Source organism: Bradyrhizobium sp. 33ap4, from assembly GCF_032654765.1.
GTDB lineage: Bacteria > Pseudomonadota > Alphaproteobacteria > Rhizobiales > Xanthobacteraceae > Bradyrhizobium > Bradyrhizobium australafricanum.
Genome location: NZ_JAUMTJ010000013.1, coordinates 140079 through 156755 on the forward strand (window position 1 = coordinate 140079; position 16677 = coordinate 156755).

Consider the following 16677-nt stretch of genomic DNA (forward strand, 5'->3'; position numbering starts at 1 on the left):
TTAGCATGAGGGCCGAGATGACGACAGATGATGACGACGCGCCGATGTGCGCGCATCGTCAAGAAGGAGCGGATCGAATGGCTGGTGCAGACAGCGTCGAGAAACTGGAGGATGTGATCGTCCGTTCGGCCGAGCAGGTCGCGGGCCAGATCAAGGCCGCCAAGGAAGCGGTCTCCACCGTGATCTTCGGCCAGGAGCAGGTGATCGAAAACACCCTGGTGACGATTCTGTCGGGCGGCCACGCGCTGTTGATCGGCGTGCCCGGCCTCGCCAAGACCAAGCTGGTCGAGACCCTCGGCGTCACGCTCGGCCTCGATGCCAAGCGCATTCAGTTCACCCCCGACCTGATGCCGTCGGACATTCTCGGCGCCGAAGTGCTCGACGAGAGCTCGGCCGGCAAGCGTTCGTTCCGCTTCATCGCAGGTCCCGTGTTCGCGCAACTGCTGATGGCCGACGAGATCAACCGCGCCAGCCCGCGCACCCAGTCGGCGCTGCTGCAAGCCATGCAGGAGCAGCACATCACCATTGCCGGCGCGCGGCATGATTTGCCAAAGCCGTTCCACGTGCTCGCGACACAGAACCCGCTGGAGCAGGAAGGCACCTATCCGCTGCCCGAGGCGCAGCTCGACCGCTTCCTGATGGAAATCGACGTCGACTATCCCGATCGCGACGCCGAGCGGCGCATCCTGTTCGAAACCACCGGCGCCGAAGAGGCCGCGGCCAAGCCGTCGATGGACGCCGAGACGTTGCTCACCGCGCAACGCCTGGTGCGGCGGCTGCCGGTCGGTGATTCCGTGGTCGAGGCGATCCTGACGCTGGTCCGCGCCGCGCGTCCCGGCACCGAGGGCGGCGAGGCCGGCAAGCTGATCGCATGGGGCCCGGGTCCGCGCGCCAGCCAGGCCTTGATGCTCGCGGTGCGCGCCCGTGCATTGCTCGACGGGAGACTCGCGCCGTCGATCGACGACGTGCTCGATCTCGCCGAGCCCGTGCTCAAGCACCGCATGGCGCTGACGTTCTCGGCGCGCGCCGAGGGTCGCACCATTCCCGACGTGATCAAGCAACTGAAGACCCGGATCGGTTGATGGCCGCAGACAACAGGCACCACAACGAGGAGATCCTTGCGGTTCGACGTGCCGATGGCGAAAGCCGAACGCTCGCCGCATCGCTGCCGCGTCTGGTGCTTGAGGCCCGCCGTGTCGCTGCCAACGTCATCCATGGCCTGCACGGCCGCCGCCGCGCCGGCTCGGGCGAGAATTTCTGGCAATACCGCCGCTTCGTCTCCGGCGAGCCGTCGCAGCGCGTCGACTGGCGCCGCTCGGCACGCGACGACCATCTCTATGTCCGCGAGCAGGAGTGGGAAGCCGCGCACACGGTGTGGATCTGGCCCGACCGCTCGCCGTCGATGGCCTTTGCCTCGCGCGAGGCGCGCGACAGCAAGCTGGAGCGCGGACTGATCGTAGCCTTCGCGCTCGCCGAGTTGCTCGTTGCGGGCGGAGAACGCGTCGGCATTCCCGGCCTGCTGAATCCGACGGCAAGCCTCAACGTGATCGACAAGATGGCGGAAGCGATGTTGCACGACGAGAAGACGCGCGCGAGCCTGCCGCCGTCCTTCGTGCCGTCGTCGCTGGCCGAAGTCGTCGTGTTGTCGGATTTCTGGTCGCCAATCACAGAGATCACGACGATGCTGGCCGGGCTTTCCTCCTCCGGCGCGCACGGCACCATGATCCAGGTCGTCGATCCCGCCGAAGAGACCTTCCCCTATTCCGGGCGCGTCGAATTCGTCGAACCGGAGATCGGCAGCGTCATCACCGCGGGCCGCGCCGAGAGCTGGGCGAGTCATTATGTCGCCCGGGTCGCGCTGCATCGCGACCAGATCCGCGGCGAGACCAATCGGCTCGACTGGCTGTTCTCGACCCATACCACCAGCCGCTCCGCTGCCGAGCTGCTGTTGTTCCTGCATGCCGGCATGATGGTGAGCAAGGGCGGCGGCCGCTCAATAGTCAAGGCGGGACGCAGCGCATGATCGCAGGCCTCCCCCTCTCCTTTGCCGAACCGCTGCTGCTGCTGGGGCTGGTCAGCCTGCCGGTGCTGTGGTGGCTGTTGCGCGTGATGCCGCCGCGGCCGCGCCGGATCGAATTCCCGCCGACGCGGCTATTGTTCGACATCGCGCCGAGGGAGGAGACACCGTCGCGCACGCCATGGTGGCTGACGCTGCTGCGGCTCGCCGCCGCCGCGCTCGTCATCTTCGCAGCCGCCGGCCCGATCTGGAATCCACAGACCGGCGTTGCCGCCGGCAAATTGCCGCTGGTGATCCTGCTCGACGACGGCTGGAGCGCGGCCTCGAGCTGGGATGCGCGGATCAGGGCCGCGGACGAACTGATCGCCAACGCCGACAGCGACCGCCGCGGCGTCGCGCTGGTGCCGCTGTCCGAGCCCGCGCGCGACATCACACTGATGCCGGCCGGCGCCGCGCGCGTCGCGCTGCGCCAGCTCGCGCCGAAGCCCTACTCGGTCGATCGGGTTGAAACTCTCGGCGCGCTTGGACGTTTCCTCAAGTCGACCGGCGACTGCGACATCGCCTGGCTGTCCGACGGCGTCGACACCGGACGCGGCAGCGAATTCACCGAGGGGCTCGGCAAGGTGATCGAGAGCCGCAATCTGACGATCTATGCGGGCGGTGCGCAGTCGGCGCAGGCGCTGGTCGCGGCCGAGAACGCCGCCGCCAAGATGACGGTGAAGGTGCTGCGCACCGAGAGCGGCATCGCGGCGGGAACGGTGCGCGCGGTCGACGCCAAGGGATCGCCGATCGGCGAGGCGCGCTACACATTCGGACCGCAGGATCGCGAGACCGAAGCCGCCTTCGATCTTCCGGTCGAATTGCGCAACGACATCGCACGGCTCGAAATCTCCGGCGAGCATTCGGCCGGCGCCGTGCAGCTGCTCGACCGGCGCTGGCGCCGCCGCGCCATCGGCGTGGTCTCGGGTGCGAGTAACGACACCGCGCAGCCGCTGTTGGCGTCGACCTTCTATCTCTCCCGGGCGCTGTCGCCATTCGCCGATGTCAGGCTCGGCGATCGCGGCGCGCCGCAGCAGGTGATCGGGCAATTCCTCGACCAGCGGCTGCCGATGATCGTGATGGCCGACGTGGGCACGCTATCGCCAGAGATTCGCGACCGGCTCAATGCCTGGATCGAGCAAGGCGGCGTGCTGGTGCGCTTCGCAGGTCCGCGCCTCGCCCAGGCCGATGACGACCTCGTTCCCGTCAAGCTCCGCCGCGGCGGACGCACGCTCGGCGGCAGCCTGACCTGGGAGAAGCCGCAGCACATGGCCTCGTTCGCCGCCGATGGCCCGTTCTCGGGCCTCACCGTGCCGAAGGACATCACCGTCAACCGCCAGGTGCTGGCCGAGCCCGACGCCGTGCTCTCGACCAAGAGCTGGGCCTCGCTGGAGGACGGCACGCCGCTGGTCACCGGCGAGCGTCGCGGCAAGGGCGTTGTCAGCCTGTTCCATGTCGGCGCTGACATGCGCTGGTCGGATCTGCCGATGTCCGGCACCTTCGTCGAGATGCTGCGCCGGCTGATCGACATGTCCGGCTATACCTCGAAGCCCGGCCCGGGCGTCGCCAGCGATCCCAATGCCGAGACGGTTGCGCCGCTGCGCACGCTCGACGGCTTCGGCGTCTTCGGCCCGCCGCCCTCGAGCGCCAAGCCGATGTCGGCGGACTATCGCGATCGCGGCACGGCCGACCATCCGCCCGGCTTCTACGGCACTGCCGAGAGCCCGATCGCGGTCAACACGCTCGCCTCCGCCGATCGCATCGCGCCGCTCGACACCTCGGCTCTGCGCGCGACGCGTGCGAGCTACACCAACGCCGAGCCGCGCGATTTGCGCGGCATCATGCTGTCGACGGCGCTGGCGCTGTTCCTGCTCGATGCGATCGTGGTGGCCATGCTCGGCGGCGGCCTTGCCGCGCTGATCCGGCGGCGCGCGGCACCGGCCGTGCTCGCGTTGGCCTTCATCCTTGCGACCACGATGGTGCCCTCGCCGAGCCGCGCGCAGAACGCCAGCAGCGACGACTTCGCCATCAAGGCGGTGTCGCAGACGCGGCTGGCCTACGTCGTGACCGGCAATGCCGACGTCGATTCCATCGTCAAGGCGGGGATGTCCGGACTGACGCTGTTCCTCGGACAGCGCACCGCGCTGGAAGCCGGCGATCCCGTCGGCATCGATCCCGCGCGCGACGAGCTGACGTTCTTCCCCCTGATCTACTGGCCGATCGTGCCGGGCGCGCCGAAGCCGCCGCAGGACGCCATCAACAAGATCGACGCCTACATGAAGCAGGGCGGCACGGTCATCTTCGATACCCGTGACGCCGTCGAAGCGCCGCCGGGGGACAGCGGCTCATCGCAAACGCCCGGCATGCAGACGCTGCGCGAATTGCTGTCGACCCTCGACGTGCCCGAGCTCGAGCCGGTGCCGCGCGAGCACGTGCTGACCAAGACGTTCTATCTGCTGCGCGACTTCCCCGGCCGCTTCAACTCCGGTCAGACCTGGGTCGAGGCGCTGCCGCGCGAGGACGACGACGAGGCTGCGCAGCGCCCGGCGCGCGGCGGCGACGGCGTCTCGCCGATCATCATCACGTCGAACGACCTCGCCGGCGCCTGGGCGATCCGCCCCGACGGCCAGCCGATGCTGCCGCTGACGCCGGGCGAGCCGCGCCAGCGCGAATTTGCCTTCCGCGCCGGCGTCAACATCGTGATGTACACGCTGACCGGCAACTACAAGGCCGACCAGGTGCACGCGCCTGCCTTGATCGAGCGGCTGGGACAATAGAGATGCAAGTGCTTCAGCTGCCAACACCGTCATTCCGGGATGGTCCGAAGGACCAGACCCGGAATCTCGAGATTCCGGGTTCGATGCTTTCGCATCGCCCCGGAATGACGGAGTGACGTCATGAACTACGGCATCGCGTTCACACCGCTGGTTCCTTCGCTCGTGCTGTGGCTCGCGCTCGGCGCGATCGTCGTCATTGCCGTGCTGCTGCTTGTGTCGCGCGCGCGGGGCGCCGCGGTGCGGGTCGCGGCGCTGGCGCTGATCCTGCTGGCACTGGCCAATCCCTCCTTCACCCGCGAGGACCGCGAGCCGCTGTCCTCGGTCGCTGCCGTCGTGGTCGACAAGAGCCCGAGCCAGAATTTCGGCACGCGCAACCAGGAGACCGACAAGGCGCGGCAGGCGCTGGTCGACAGCCTGAAGCAGATCAAGGGCCTCGAGGTCCGCGTCGTCGAGGCCGGTCAGGCCGATGGCGAGACCGACGGAACGAAGCTGTTCGGCGCGCTGACGTCGGCGCTGTCGGACGTTCCGGTCGAGCGCGTCGCCGGCGCCTTCATGATCACCGATGGCCGCGTGCACGACATTCCCGCCAACGCCCAGGCGCTCGGCTTCCAGGCGCCGGTGCACGCGCTGATCACCGGCCGCAAGGACGAGCGCGACCGCCGCATCGCGATCACCGCCGCGCCGCGCTTCGGCATCGTCGGCCAGACCCAGACCATCACCTTCCGGCTCGACGACCAGGGCGTCACCGGCGAGCGCGCCAAGGTCACGATCCGCCGCGACGGCGAAGTGATCAACGAGCGCACGCTGACCAGCGGCCAGACCTCGAGCGTCGACATCGACATCAAGCACGCCGGGCCCAACATCGTCGAGATCGAGGCCTCGCCGCTCGAGAACGAGCTGACGCCGGTCAACAACCGCGCCGTGGTCGCGATCGACGGCGTGCGCGACAAGCTGCGCGTGCTGCTGGTTTCCGGCGAGCCACATTCCGGTGAACGCACCTGGCGCAACCTCTTGAAGTCCGACCCCAGCGTCGATCTCGTGCACTTCACCATTCTGCGTCCGCCGGAGAAGCAGGACGGCACGCCGATCAACGAGCTGTCGCTGATCGCGTTTCCGACCCGCGAGCTGTTCCAGCAGAAGATCAACGAATTCCAGCTGATCATCTTCGACCGCTACGCCCGCCAGGGCGTGCTGCCGATCGCCTATTTCGACAACATCGCGCGCTATGTCCGCGCCGGCGGCGCGGTGCTGGTGTCCGCCGGTCCCGACTACGCCTCGACCACCAGCATCTGGCGCACGCCGCTGGACTCCGTGCTGCCGGCCGAACCGGTCGGCGTGACCGAGAAGCCGTTCTACGCGCATCTGAGCGATGCCGGTAAGCGCCATCCGGTGACGCGCGGGCTGGAAGGCTCGAATGCCGAGCCGCCGCATTGGAGCCGGTTCTTCCGCACCGTCGATACCCGCAACGCGATCAATCCGCCGGTCATGACCGGAGCCGACGGCAAGCCGCTGCTGCTGCTGTCGCGCTTCGGCGAAGGCCGCGTCGCGCTGCTGCTCTCGGACCACATCTGGCTGTGGGCGCGCGGCTACGAGGGCGGCGGCCCGCATCTCGATTTGTTGCGGCGGGTGTCGCACTGGCTGATGAAGCAGCCCGACCTCGATGAAGAGGCGCTGCGCATGCAGGTGCAGGGCAAGGATCTCATGGTGGTCCGCCAGACCATGGCCGACACCGTGTCGCCGGTCACCGTGACGTCGCCGAGCGGCACCACGCATGAACTGACGCTCACCGCCGGCGATCCCGGCGAGTGGCGCGCGACGCTGCCCGCCAACGAACTCGGCCTGTGGCAGGCCACCGACGGCACGCTGAAGGCGCTAATCAATGTCGGGCCGACCAACCCGAAGGAATTCTCGGAGGTCACCTCGACCACCGACATGCTGAAGCCGCTGGCGCAGGCAACCGGCGGCGACGCCCGGCGCATCGTCGACGGTTCGAGCGTCGACATGCCGCGCGTCGTGCCGGTACGCTCCTCCTCGATCTTCCGCGGCGACGGCTGGCTCGGCGTCAAGATGCGCGACGCCAGCGTCGTGAAGGGTGTCGGCGTGCTGCCGATGTTCGCCGGCCTGGTTGGCCTGCTGCTGTTGCTCGGCGCATTCGCGGCAACATGGCTGCGCGAGGGACGCTGAGTCCGGCCGGGCTCACGTCTGCGTTGCATCAAGCACACACAGGCAATGCATCGACACGGATTGTCTGAACGCCGGTTGACATCGCGGATGCCATCCGATGTTATAATGTAACATCGGGGCGCTGGGGTGTTGACGCGCTCCCGATTGGGCGGGCGTTATCGGCATGCAGTGGTTCCGGCGACACATCAAGACTGGCTCGCGGCTGGCGCTGTTCGCGCTCGCCGTCCAGTTCATGCTGTCGTTCGGGCATTTCCATCCGATCGCGGCCGCGCAAGCGGCGCCCGCAGTTCAGACCGGGCTGTCGCTGATCGATCTCGCCTATATCGGGACCTCGGCGACGCCGGACCTCGCGGTCCAGGTGACCGGGACCGAGCCGCCCGCCAAGCAAGACAACGACCGGCATCCGGCCGACAATTGCGCAATCTGCGCCGTCATCTCGCTCGCGAGCAGCATGCTGTTCACGGCGCCGCCGGTGCTGTTGCTGCCGGAAGCCGTCGAGCTTCTGTTCCGAACCACCAATGCCGAATTCCTCCATCTGAAGTCGGCGCCTGCGGCCTTTCATTCCCGCGCCCCTCCCCTGTCCTGACATCGACTGGTTGCTGCACGCCCTGAGCGGACGGCCGCGTCACATGCGGCCTGCTCCAGCGGGGCAAATCGGGATCGATCCGTCATTTCGACGGGCCCTGGATCGGGACTTGGATCGGGACAATGACACTTCAGAAGAAACGAGCATTCCACATCGGGAGCGCGAGCTGGCTATTGCTGGGCGCAATGAGTAGCGGCGCGCTGGCCCAGGAGACGCCGACGCAACTGCCTGACATCACCGTGACGGCGCCGAGCCCGATCCAGCGGCACCGGACTGCGCCGACGCGCACGCCGACCCGTGTTGCTCGGGCTGCGCCGAGCCGCAGCCGCGAACGCGCCGCCGCGGTACAACCGGCGCCCGCAGCGGCGGCGCCAGCACCGCAGCAGGGCGTGCTGCCCGTCGTCACCGATCAGTTCGCCACCGTCACCGTGATCCCGAACGAGGAACTGCGGCGCTCCGGCGCCGCCACGCTCGGCGATCTGCTGTTCTCGAAGCCCGGCATCACCGGCTCGAGCTTCGCCCCCGGCGCATCCAGCCGGCCGATTATCCGCGGCCTCGACGTCAACCGCGTCGGCATTGTCGAGAATGGTCTCGGCGGTGGCGGCGCCTCGGATCTTGGCGAAGACCATTTCGTGCCGATCGATCCGCTCTCGACCAATCAGATCGAGGTGGTGCGCGGCCCGGCCGCGCTGCGTTACGGCTCGACCTCGATCGGCGGCGTAGTGAGCGCCACCAACAACCGCATCCCCGATGCGATGCCGACCTGCACGGCGGCGCCGTTCCAATCCTACGGGCTGCCGGTGAAGGCGCCGCTGGCCGATGCCGGCGGCCCGGGTTGCCTCAATGTCGAGACCCGCACGTCGGTTAGCTCGGTCAATCGCGGCGTCGACGGCGGCATGCTGCTGGACGCCGGCGGCAACAATGTCGCCGTGCATGCCGACGTCTATGGCCGCACCACCAGCGACTACAGCATTCCGAGCTACCCTTATCTGTTCGTCCCGGGCCAGCCGTTTAATGGACGCCAGCCGAACTCCGCGACGCAGTCGGACGGCGCGTCAGTCGGCGCCTCCTATTTCTTCCAGGGCGGCTTTATCGGCGCGGCGATCACCCAGAACGACTCGCTCTACCACATCCCCGGTATCGACGGCGCGGATCACCAGACCCGGATCGACGCGCACCAGACCAAGATCGCGGTCAAGGGCGAGTACCGGCCCGATGCCGCGGCGATCGACGCCGTGCGGTTCTGGGTCGGCGCGACCGACTATCGCCACAACGAGATTGGCCTTGCCGATCCGGCCGATCCATTGAGCGACGGCGTGAGACAGACCTTCACCAGCAAGGAGCAGGAGGCGCGCGTCGAGGTGCAGATGATGCCGTTCAACGCGCGCTTCGCCACCGTGACCACGGCATTCGGCCTGCAGGGTGGGCACCAGGAGCTGACCGCCCCGAGTCCGGACGATCCGACCAGCCCGCTCAACGGATTATGGGACCCCAACAAGAACAACAGGGTCGCCGGTTACGTGTTCAACGAGCTGAAGTTCACCGACACCACCAAAGCACAGATTGCCGGGCGGATCGAACACGTCGATCTTTCCGGCACAACGCCGGCCTTCATTCCCCCCGTGTTCGACGTGGCCACCGACCCCGCAAGCATCGGTCCAGCGACACCGCAAAATCCCAGTTTCACACCCAAGAGCGGCAGCATCGGCTTGATCCAGAATCTGCCGTGGGATCTGGTAGCAAGCGCGACCGCCCAATACGTCGAACGCGCGCCGAAACCGGCCGAGCTCTTCTCGCGCGGCCCACACGATGCGACTGCCACGTTCGACATCGGCAATCCCAATCTCGGCATCGAAACCGCAAAATCGATCGAGATCGGACTACGGCGGGCGACCGGACCGCTGCGGTTCGAACTCACCGGCTACTACACCAGGTTCGACGGCTTCATATTCCGCCGGTTGACGGGCAACACGTGTGACGAGAGCGCGTGCCAGCTCGGCCCCGGCCTCGAACTGAACCAGGCGCGCTACTCGCAGCGCGACGCGATCTTCCGCGGCGCCGAATTCCAGAGCCAGCTCGACATCGGCCCGCTCAACGGCGGCATCTGGGGCATCGAGAACCAGTTCGACGTGGTGCGCGCGACCTTCACCGACGGCACCAACGTGCCGCGGATTCCACCGGTGCGGCTTGGCGGCGGCTTCTATTGGCGCGACAGCAACTGGCTGACCCGCATCAATCTGGTGCACGCCTTCGCGCAGAACGACATCGCTGTCATCGGCGAGACCCCGACCGCGGGCTACAATCTCCTCAACGCGGAGATCACCTACAACACCAAGCTGAATTCGTCATGGATCGGCGCACGCGAGATGACGCTTGGTCTGGTCGGCAACAACCTGCTCAACCAGAACATCCGCAACTCCGTTTCTTATACCAAGGACGAGGTGCTGATGCCGGGCCTCGGCATACGGGCGTTCGCCAATCTGAAGTTCTGAGCCAAGGTCATCCCTCTGCCGCCAGCGGCAGAGGGATTTATCGCGTAGCCCGGATGGAGCGCAGCGCAATCCGGGAGACTGCTCCCGCGGTGAGACTGATCCCGGATTTCGCTTCGCTTCATCCGGGCTACGAGCGTCTCTGAGGGGAGCCGCGTAACCTGCTCGGTCTGGACGATCAGTGGCCGACGACGACTTCGCTGATCTGGATCACCGGCTGCAGATCGGTGTAGTTCGGGATATCGCCCATGATCTCCTGGGCGTGCTTGCCCATGCCGGCCGCGAAGGCCTCAACCGAGTCGCAGAAGATGTGGCACATTCCGACATAGGTTGCGGGTTGCCCCGGTGCGCCGCCGGCGAGACCCTTGTCGACGGTGTAGTATTTGCACGCGTCGCCAAGGCGCGCCTTCACCAGCGGCATGTGCTTGTCGCGATAATAGTCGTGATCAAAGCGTGCGCCTGGATTGTTCGGATACATCACACTGACTTTGATCATGGCGCGCACTCTCCCTGTTGATATGACATGCGCCGGTCTTGTCCCGGCGCTTGCCTCAACTGTGCTTCAGTTTCCGATGGTGCGCAACCGTTCCGGCACCGCTCGCGCGGATGTCAGATTGCCTTGCTCCAGTCCGGCAGGATTGGCCCGGACACGCCCTCGGCCGCGCCGTCGACCAGTTCCATGACAAGCAGGCGACTGTAATCGACCGGGCCGGGCATGGTCATCCGCCCCTTCGGGACCGGCTTGAAGCCGACCCGCGCGTAGTACGGCTCGTCGCCGACCAGCACGATCAGCCGATGGCCCTTGGCGCGGGCGTCGTTGATCGCACGCTCGAGCAGCGCACGGCCGACGCCGCGGCTGCGGAACGGCGGCTCGACCGTCAACGGCCCAAGCATCAGGGCCGGCGTATCGCCGATCGTGACCGGCAGCTGGCGCACCGAGCCGACCAGCAGCGTGCCGATCCGCGCCGTGAAGGAGACATCGAGCAAATGATCGACATGCTCGCGCAGCCGGTAGGCACTGAGCACGAAGCGGCCAGGCCCGAAGGTGCGCTCGTGCAGACGCTCGATCGCCTGGGCGTCTTTCGGGGTCTCGGGCAGGATGGTCAGGGACAATTCGGTCATTGTGGGGCGCGGGATAGCATCTGGCGCGGGCGCGGTCCATCACCGCCATGTCGCCGTCGGCGGCTTGCCCTCGAGCACCTCCGCGATCCGCAGCCGCGTGCCCGGGGTGGTCTCGTCAGGCAGATCAGCCGGATCGAAGAAGCCGCAGGCCACGATCTCGCGATTCGGCTCCGGCAGGCGGTCCTGCCGGTAGTTCCTGACGACGTAGACCGCGACATGATCGCGCGGCGAGACGTGGCTGTTGTGGAAGATGCCGTGCAGCACCGGCTCGCCCTTGAGCTCGATCCGCCCCTCCTCCTCCAATTCGCGCCGCAGCGACTCGATAAAACTTTCGCCGACCTCGACCCCGCCGCCAGGCAGATACCAGCCATGGACGTAGCTGTGCTTGACCAGGAACACCCTGTTGTCGGCATCGAGCACGACGGCACGGACCCCGAGCGTCATGCTGCGGACGAGCCGCCAGTAGAAATGAAACACCCATCTGATCTGCGGCTCGTAGCGCTTGCGTAAATCGAGCAGGACCGTCACTGAACCCTCGACATCATGGTGTTTGATCCGTGCTTTGATCCTTGCGCGCCTGCGCAGCTCTTGCCAATACAGGGCAGGACGTTCGGGATAGCACGACATGACCCGCTGCCGGCCACTTTTCGCGGACAATCCGAAGGGAATCGCATGATGGCGGCGTTCCGCCTCGCGCATCTGTCGGACCCGCATCTGCCGCCGCTGCCGGCGGCGCGGCTGCGCGATCTCGCCGGCAAGCGCGCCTTCGGCTATCTGAACTGGACGCGCAACCGTCACAAATATCACCGCCGCGACGTGCTCGACGCGCTGGTGTCGGACATGCAGGCGCAGCAGCCGGACCACATTGCCGTGACCGGCGACCTGGTCAATCTGGCACTGGATGCCGAGTTCAATCCGGCCCGGCAATGGCTGGAGGGGGTAGGTTCGCCTGCCGACGTCACCGTGGTCCCCGGCAACCACGACGCCTATGTGCGCGCGACCCGGCATCGCTTCGTCAGTCACTTCGGCGACTATCTGCGCGGCGACGCCGACGGCGCGGCAACGCATTTTCCGTTCGTGCGTCGCCGCGGGCCGCTGGCGCTGATCGGCGTCTCCTCGGCGGTGCCGACCCCGCCGCTGATGGCGACCGGCTGGCTCGGCCATCCTCAGCTCGATGCGCTCGATGCGATTCTCGCGCAGCTGTCGCGGGAGGACGCCTTCCGCGTCCTCCTGGTGCATCACCCGCTGCACTCCGACGGCCGCGCCAAGCGGCTGACCGATTCGCATCAACTGCTGGCGCTGCTCAGGCGCCACGGCGTCGAGCTGGTGCTGCATGGCCACGACCACATCCATTCGACGATGTGGTTCGACGGCCCGGAGCGGAAGATCCCGGCGATCGGCGTGCCGTCGGCATCGGCGCTGGCGCGCAAGCACTATCCGGCGGCGGCCTACAATTTGTTCACGATCGAGCGTGACGGCAATGCGTGGCGCTGCGAGCAGACCGTGCGCGGGCTCGGCGAGCACGCCGGCATTCGCGAATTGAAGCAAGCACGACTTTCCTAATCGCCGCCCCCGCCGCCGCCACACCCACCGCCGCAGCCGCCTCCGCTGTCGCCGCCACCACCACCGCCGTCACCGCCATCGCCGCCGCCACTCCCGTCGCTGCCGGCATCGCCGAAGCCGGCTGACGATCCGTCGATCGAGGAGTCGGAGAAATCGCCGCCGCAATAGGGACTGCTGCCACCGATGCCGCTGCGGCGCAGCGCCTCGCAGTCGGTGTGATAGATGAAGCCGTTCGCGATGTTCAGCTTGGCGTCGAGCGCGAACAGCAGCGGCAGCCGGGTCGGCCTGACCGGATCGATGTTCTCGTATTTGCAGCAGTACCACCAGACCCGGCGCAGCCCCTCATTGCTCCTGCGCCGCTCCTTCACCAGGACGACCGCGGGGGTGTGATGCAGGAAGCCGCCGAAGGCGCGGCGGCAGAACGCGTCGTATTCGCGGGTGTAGAGGATGAATTCGTGCCAGAGGTCGTCGGCCGCTTGCGAGGGCATCGAGACGTAACGCTTGCCGCTCATCAGATAGGCGAGGAAGAACTGCCGCAGGCCGCGCGAGACCAGCGCGCTGTCCTTGCGGGTAAAGCCGGGGTGACGCTTCTCGAGCCGCGCCAACAGGCCCGCCGGCCAGTGAAAGGTGCGGATGTATTCGGCACGCCGCAACGTTTGCCACTTGCCGAACAGCACGGCGCTGCCGACCACCGCGGCCGCCGCCAGGACGCCGAAAAATGCCGAGGCGGGTGTTATGACCACGATGCCCCGCCCCTTGAGCGGCTAGAAGTTTTGCAAGCTCGCATACAGCGCGAGACCGAACAGCGCGAGCGCGCCCATGACGAAGCCGAACACGAACATGCCGATCCCGCCGCGGCGCCTCGGCGTCACCACCGGGACGGGCGGCGGCGCCGGCGGCTCGGCAACCGGAAGCGGCGTTGCCACCATCGCATGCTCGCGCTCGATCAGGCGGCGCGCGACATAGTCGGTGACGGCATCGACGATCGCGGCCACGTCATGCGATTCGGCGAGCACGATGCGGCCGAACCTCGTGTCCTGCACGAAGCGGTAGATCCGCTTGTCGCGCCCCATCAGCACATGCGCGACGACGTCGATCCACAGCCGCGGCGTCTCGCCCTGGCTGATGCCGCGGTCGAACAGATCGACCTTGTCCGGCACCTGCGCGAACAGCGGATCGAGCGCATCGTTGAGGATCTCGAGCCGCGCCACCTCGGCGTCGCGCAACTCGACGACGACACCGGTGCGATCGGCCGCCTCGATCCGCGCCCGTCGCAACGCCTCTCGCAGCGTCGGCCGCATCTCGCGCGCCTCGCTGCCGGTGTTCTGCGGATCGGACATGCCTTGCGGTCTCGTGGTGACGGGTTTCCTGCGCATTAACCTATCAGCAACCAAGATGTCCGCAAAGGGCGTTGGTTCCCAAGCACTTAGGCCGCCACTTATCCCCAGATCAAAGACCTGACGCTGTCCCAAAAGCGGTCGACCCCACCCGGATGAACCGGATGGGGCCGCCGTCCTTGGACGTTTTCTTAGCTCTGAAAATTCTGGCGCTCAGGCCGAAACCCGCGACGGCTCCTCGACGATGGAGAAGCGCACGCCGGCCTTGTGGCGGCTCTCTTCCGAAACTTCCTTCCAGCACTCTTCGGCTTCCTTGCGGGTCTTGAACGGACCGCGGACCTGGGCCGAGCCTTCGACGAGCTTGTGGAAGTTCATCGACCCGAACTCTCCGCCGATCACCCAGAAATTGCTGCCCTTGCTCATCGTCAGTCTCCTTCAAAAAATCGGGCTGCCTTTGCCCAGCCGCCTGCACCTTGATCTCCGCAATCTACTCATATCGACATTCTTGACAGAGCATTGCGAATTGCGTGTCAGGAGATAAACGCGAAAACGCGAAGTTCGTACAGATGCCTTGTTTTTTATTGGTGATGTCATGTAACATCTGAACTTGTAATAAATGTCGACTTGTAAATTTTGTCACATAATAGGTCAGGAAGCCTGCCATGCCCGCCGGTTTTTCTTCTCCCTCTCCCCGTTCTTACGGGGAGAGGGTTGGGGTGAGGGGCTGTCTCCGCAGCGAGACTCGCGGAGGGTCCCCCTCACCCGGCTCGCATCTAGCGATGCGATCCGGCCTCTCCCCGCGCGCGGGGCGAGGCGGTCAGAATTTGCTGCGGCAAGCGAGACCAACCCGTGCCCGGTGAATCCGGAAAGAAGCTGTTCGTCGGTCCGCGCTTCCGGCGGATCCGCCAGCAATTGGGGCTGTCGCAGACCCAGATCGCCGAGGGGCTCGGCATCTCGCCCTCCTACATCAACCTGATCGAGCGCAACCAGCGCCCGGTGACGGCGCAGATCCTGCTGCGGCTGGCCGAGACCTACGACCTCGACTTGCGCGACCTCGCCACCGCCGACGAGGACCGCTTCTTCGCGGAACTCAACGAGATCTTCTCCGATCCCCTGTTCCGCCAGATCGACCTGCCGAAGCAGGAGCTGCGGGACCTCGCCGAACTCTGCCCCGGCGTGACGCACGCGCTGCAGCGGCTCTACGCCGCCTACACCGAGGCGCGCCGCGGCGAGACGCTGGTGGCGGCGCAGATGGCCGACCGCGAAGGCTCGCAATTCGACGCCAATCCGATCGAGCGGGTGCGCGACCTGATCGAAGCCAACCGCAACTATTTTCCGGAGCTCGAGACCGCCGCGGAGAATTTGCGCGACGAGCTCAACGTGCCGACCGAAGGCCTGTTTACGGCGCAGACCACGCGCCTCCGCGAAAAACATTCGATTTTGACTCGCGTGATGCCGGTCGACGTGATGCGCGAGACGCTGCGCCGTTTCGATCGGCATCGCCGGCAGCTCTTGATCTCCGAACTGGTCGACAGCTCCGGCCGCAGCTTCCAGCTTGCGCTGCAGATCGGCTTTGTCGAGTGCGGCGCTTCGATCGACGCCATCGTCAGCCGTGCCGGTCCGCTCGACGACACCGCGCGCCGGCTCTACCGCATCACGCTCGCCAATTACTTCGCAGCCGCCGCGATGATGCCTTATCAGGCGTTTCATTCCGCAGCCGAAGCCTTGAGCTACGACGTCCATGTGCTGGCGCAGCGCTTCAACGCCGGCTTCGAGCAGGTCTGCCACCGCCTCACCACGCTGCAACGGCCGAACGCGCGCGGCGTGCCGTTCTTCCTGCTCCGCGTCGACAATGCCGGCAACGTGTCGAAGCGGTTCTCCTCGGGCACCTTTCCGTTCTCCAAGTTCGGCGGCACCTGCCCGCTCTGGAACGTGCACTCGACCTTCGACATGCCGGATCGCCTGCTCAGCCAGGTGATCGAATTGCCGGACGGCACGCGCTACTTCTCGATCGCGCAGATGGTGCGCCGGCCGGTGGCGCCCTACCCGCAGCCGCAGCCGCGCTTTGCGATCGGGCTCGGCTGCGAGATCCGGCATGCGGCCAAGCTCGTCTATGCCACCGGCATGGATCTGGAAAAGGTCGAGGGTACCCCGATCGGCGTCAACTGCCGGCTTTGCGAGCGCGAGAATTGCAGCCAGCGCGCCGAGCCGCCGATCACACGCACCCTGATCCTGGACGAGACCACGCGGCGCGTGTCCTCGTTCGCGTTCTCGAATGCGCGGGAGTTGTGAGCCAAGGATCAATCCACCGATCAATCCACCGCGGCAAAGGCCTTGCACCAGCCGTCCTTGCTGATCGCACCTTCGACCACCTTGCAGCCATCGGGTGCGACGAACGGCGTGCACATCTCCTGCACGAGGCGCTGGTCCGGCGCGGCGCCTGGCCGCCGAAAACGGAGGAGGATTCGACCGAGGACGACGTGCGCTAGGTGGTGTGGACTCTAAGGATTCCCTTTTGAGAGCAAATCAGATTCAAGGCTTCTTTTTGGGAGGCGGCCTTGGG

The 16677-nt window shown here is 66.6% G+C and carries 14 protein-coding genes; 8 read left to right on the plus strand and 6 right to left on the minus strand.

The features are described 5' to 3' along the window. Window positions 1–77 precede the first annotated feature (77 nt). The 6 genes from Q2M23_RS12560 to Q2M23_RS12585 all read left to right on the plus strand — a co-directional run bounded on the left by Q2M23_RS12560 (window position 78) and on the right by Q2M23_RS12585 (window position 10095). Window positions 78–1082, plus strand: a complete 1005-nt coding sequence (locus Q2M23_RS12560; protein ID WP_038386028.1) for an AAA family ATPase — start codon at window positions 78–80, stop codon at window positions 1080–1082. After that, a complete protein-coding gene (locus Q2M23_RS12565) occupies window positions 1082–2023 on the plus strand; it encodes a DUF58 domain-containing protein (protein WP_316395768.1) in 942 nt (313 codons plus the stop codon). Before Q2M23_RS12560 ends, Q2M23_RS12565 begins: the two co-directional genes overlap by 1 nt. Continuing rightward, on the plus strand, window positions 2023–4833 hold the full coding sequence (locus tag Q2M23_RS12570) for a DUF4159 domain-containing protein (RefSeq protein ID WP_076830466.1): 2811 nt from the start codon (window positions 2023–2025) through the stop codon (window positions 4831–4833). Before Q2M23_RS12565 ends, Q2M23_RS12570 begins: the two co-directional genes overlap by 1 nt. A 120-nt stretch (window positions 4834–4953) precedes the next feature. Then, a complete protein-coding gene (locus Q2M23_RS12575; RefSeq protein WP_057016977.1) occupies window positions 4954–7017 on the plus strand; it encodes a hypothetical protein in 2064 nt (687 codons plus the stop codon). Window positions 7018–7180: 163 nt separating this feature from the next. After that, a complete protein-coding gene (locus Q2M23_RS12580) occupies window positions 7181–7603 on the plus strand; it encodes a DUF2946 family protein (protein WP_168855849.1) in 423 nt (140 codons plus the stop codon). A gap of 122 nt (window positions 7604–7725) precedes the next feature. After that, entirely contained in the window at window positions 7726–10095 is a 2370-nt protein-coding gene (locus Q2M23_RS12585; protein ID WP_057016975.1) for a TonB-dependent receptor, read from the plus strand. A gap of 175 nt (window positions 10096–10270) precedes the next feature. Here Q2M23_RS12585 and Q2M23_RS12590 read toward each other — a convergent pair whose 3' ends face one another. From Q2M23_RS12590 to Q2M23_RS12600, 3 genes are all read right to left on the minus strand, one after another. Then, window positions 10271–10588 carry an EthD family reductase gene (locus Q2M23_RS12590; RefSeq protein WP_016839733.1) on the minus strand — a complete coding sequence of 106 codons (318 nt, stop codon included), beginning with the start codon at window positions 10586–10588 and terminating at the stop codon, window positions 10271–10273. A gap of 113 nt (window positions 10589–10701) precedes the next feature. After that, complete coding sequence (locus Q2M23_RS12595) at window positions 10702–11214, minus strand: GNAT family N-acetyltransferase (RefSeq protein WP_057016974.1); 513 nt, start codon at window positions 11212–11214, stop codon at window positions 10702–10704. 39 nt (window positions 11215–11253) lie between these two features. Beyond that, a complete protein-coding gene (locus Q2M23_RS12600) occupies window positions 11254–11742 on the minus strand; it encodes an NUDIX domain-containing protein (RefSeq protein ID WP_016839736.1) in 489 nt (162 codons plus the stop codon). Window positions 11743–11889: 147 nt separating this feature from the next. Here Q2M23_RS12600 and Q2M23_RS12605 point away from each other — a divergent pair, with 147 nt between their 5' ends. Beyond that, window positions 11890–12777: a metallophosphoesterase family protein gene (locus Q2M23_RS12605; protein ID WP_076830260.1), complete on the plus strand. Its 888-nt coding sequence runs from the start codon at window positions 11890–11892 to the stop codon at window positions 12775–12777. Here Q2M23_RS12605 and Q2M23_RS12610 read toward each other — a convergent pair. The 3 genes from Q2M23_RS12610 to Q2M23_RS12620 form a co-directional block, all read right to left on the minus strand. Then, window positions 12774–13520, minus strand: a complete 747-nt coding sequence (locus Q2M23_RS12610; protein WP_141340522.1) for a glycine-rich domain-containing protein — start codon at window positions 13518–13520, stop codon at window positions 12774–12776. The two genes, Q2M23_RS12605 and Q2M23_RS12610, sit on opposite strands and share 4 nt — an antisense overlap. Before the next feature lie 21 nt (window positions 13521–13541). After that, entirely contained in the window at window positions 13542–14117 is a 576-nt protein-coding gene (locus Q2M23_RS12615; RefSeq protein ID WP_057016972.1) for a hypothetical protein, read from the minus strand. A 210-nt stretch (window positions 14118–14327) separates the two neighbouring features. After that, entirely contained in the window at window positions 14328–14537 is a 210-nt protein-coding gene (locus Q2M23_RS12620; protein ID WP_016839740.1) for a hypothetical protein, read from the minus strand. Between the two features lie 426 nt (window positions 14538–14963). Between Q2M23_RS12620 and Q2M23_RS12625 the strand changes: the two genes are divergently transcribed. Next, a complete protein-coding gene (locus tag Q2M23_RS12625) occupies window positions 14964–16406 on the plus strand; it encodes a short-chain fatty acyl-CoA regulator family protein (protein ID WP_316395769.1) in 1443 nt (480 codons plus the stop codon). Window positions 16407–16677 lie beyond the last annotated feature (271 nt).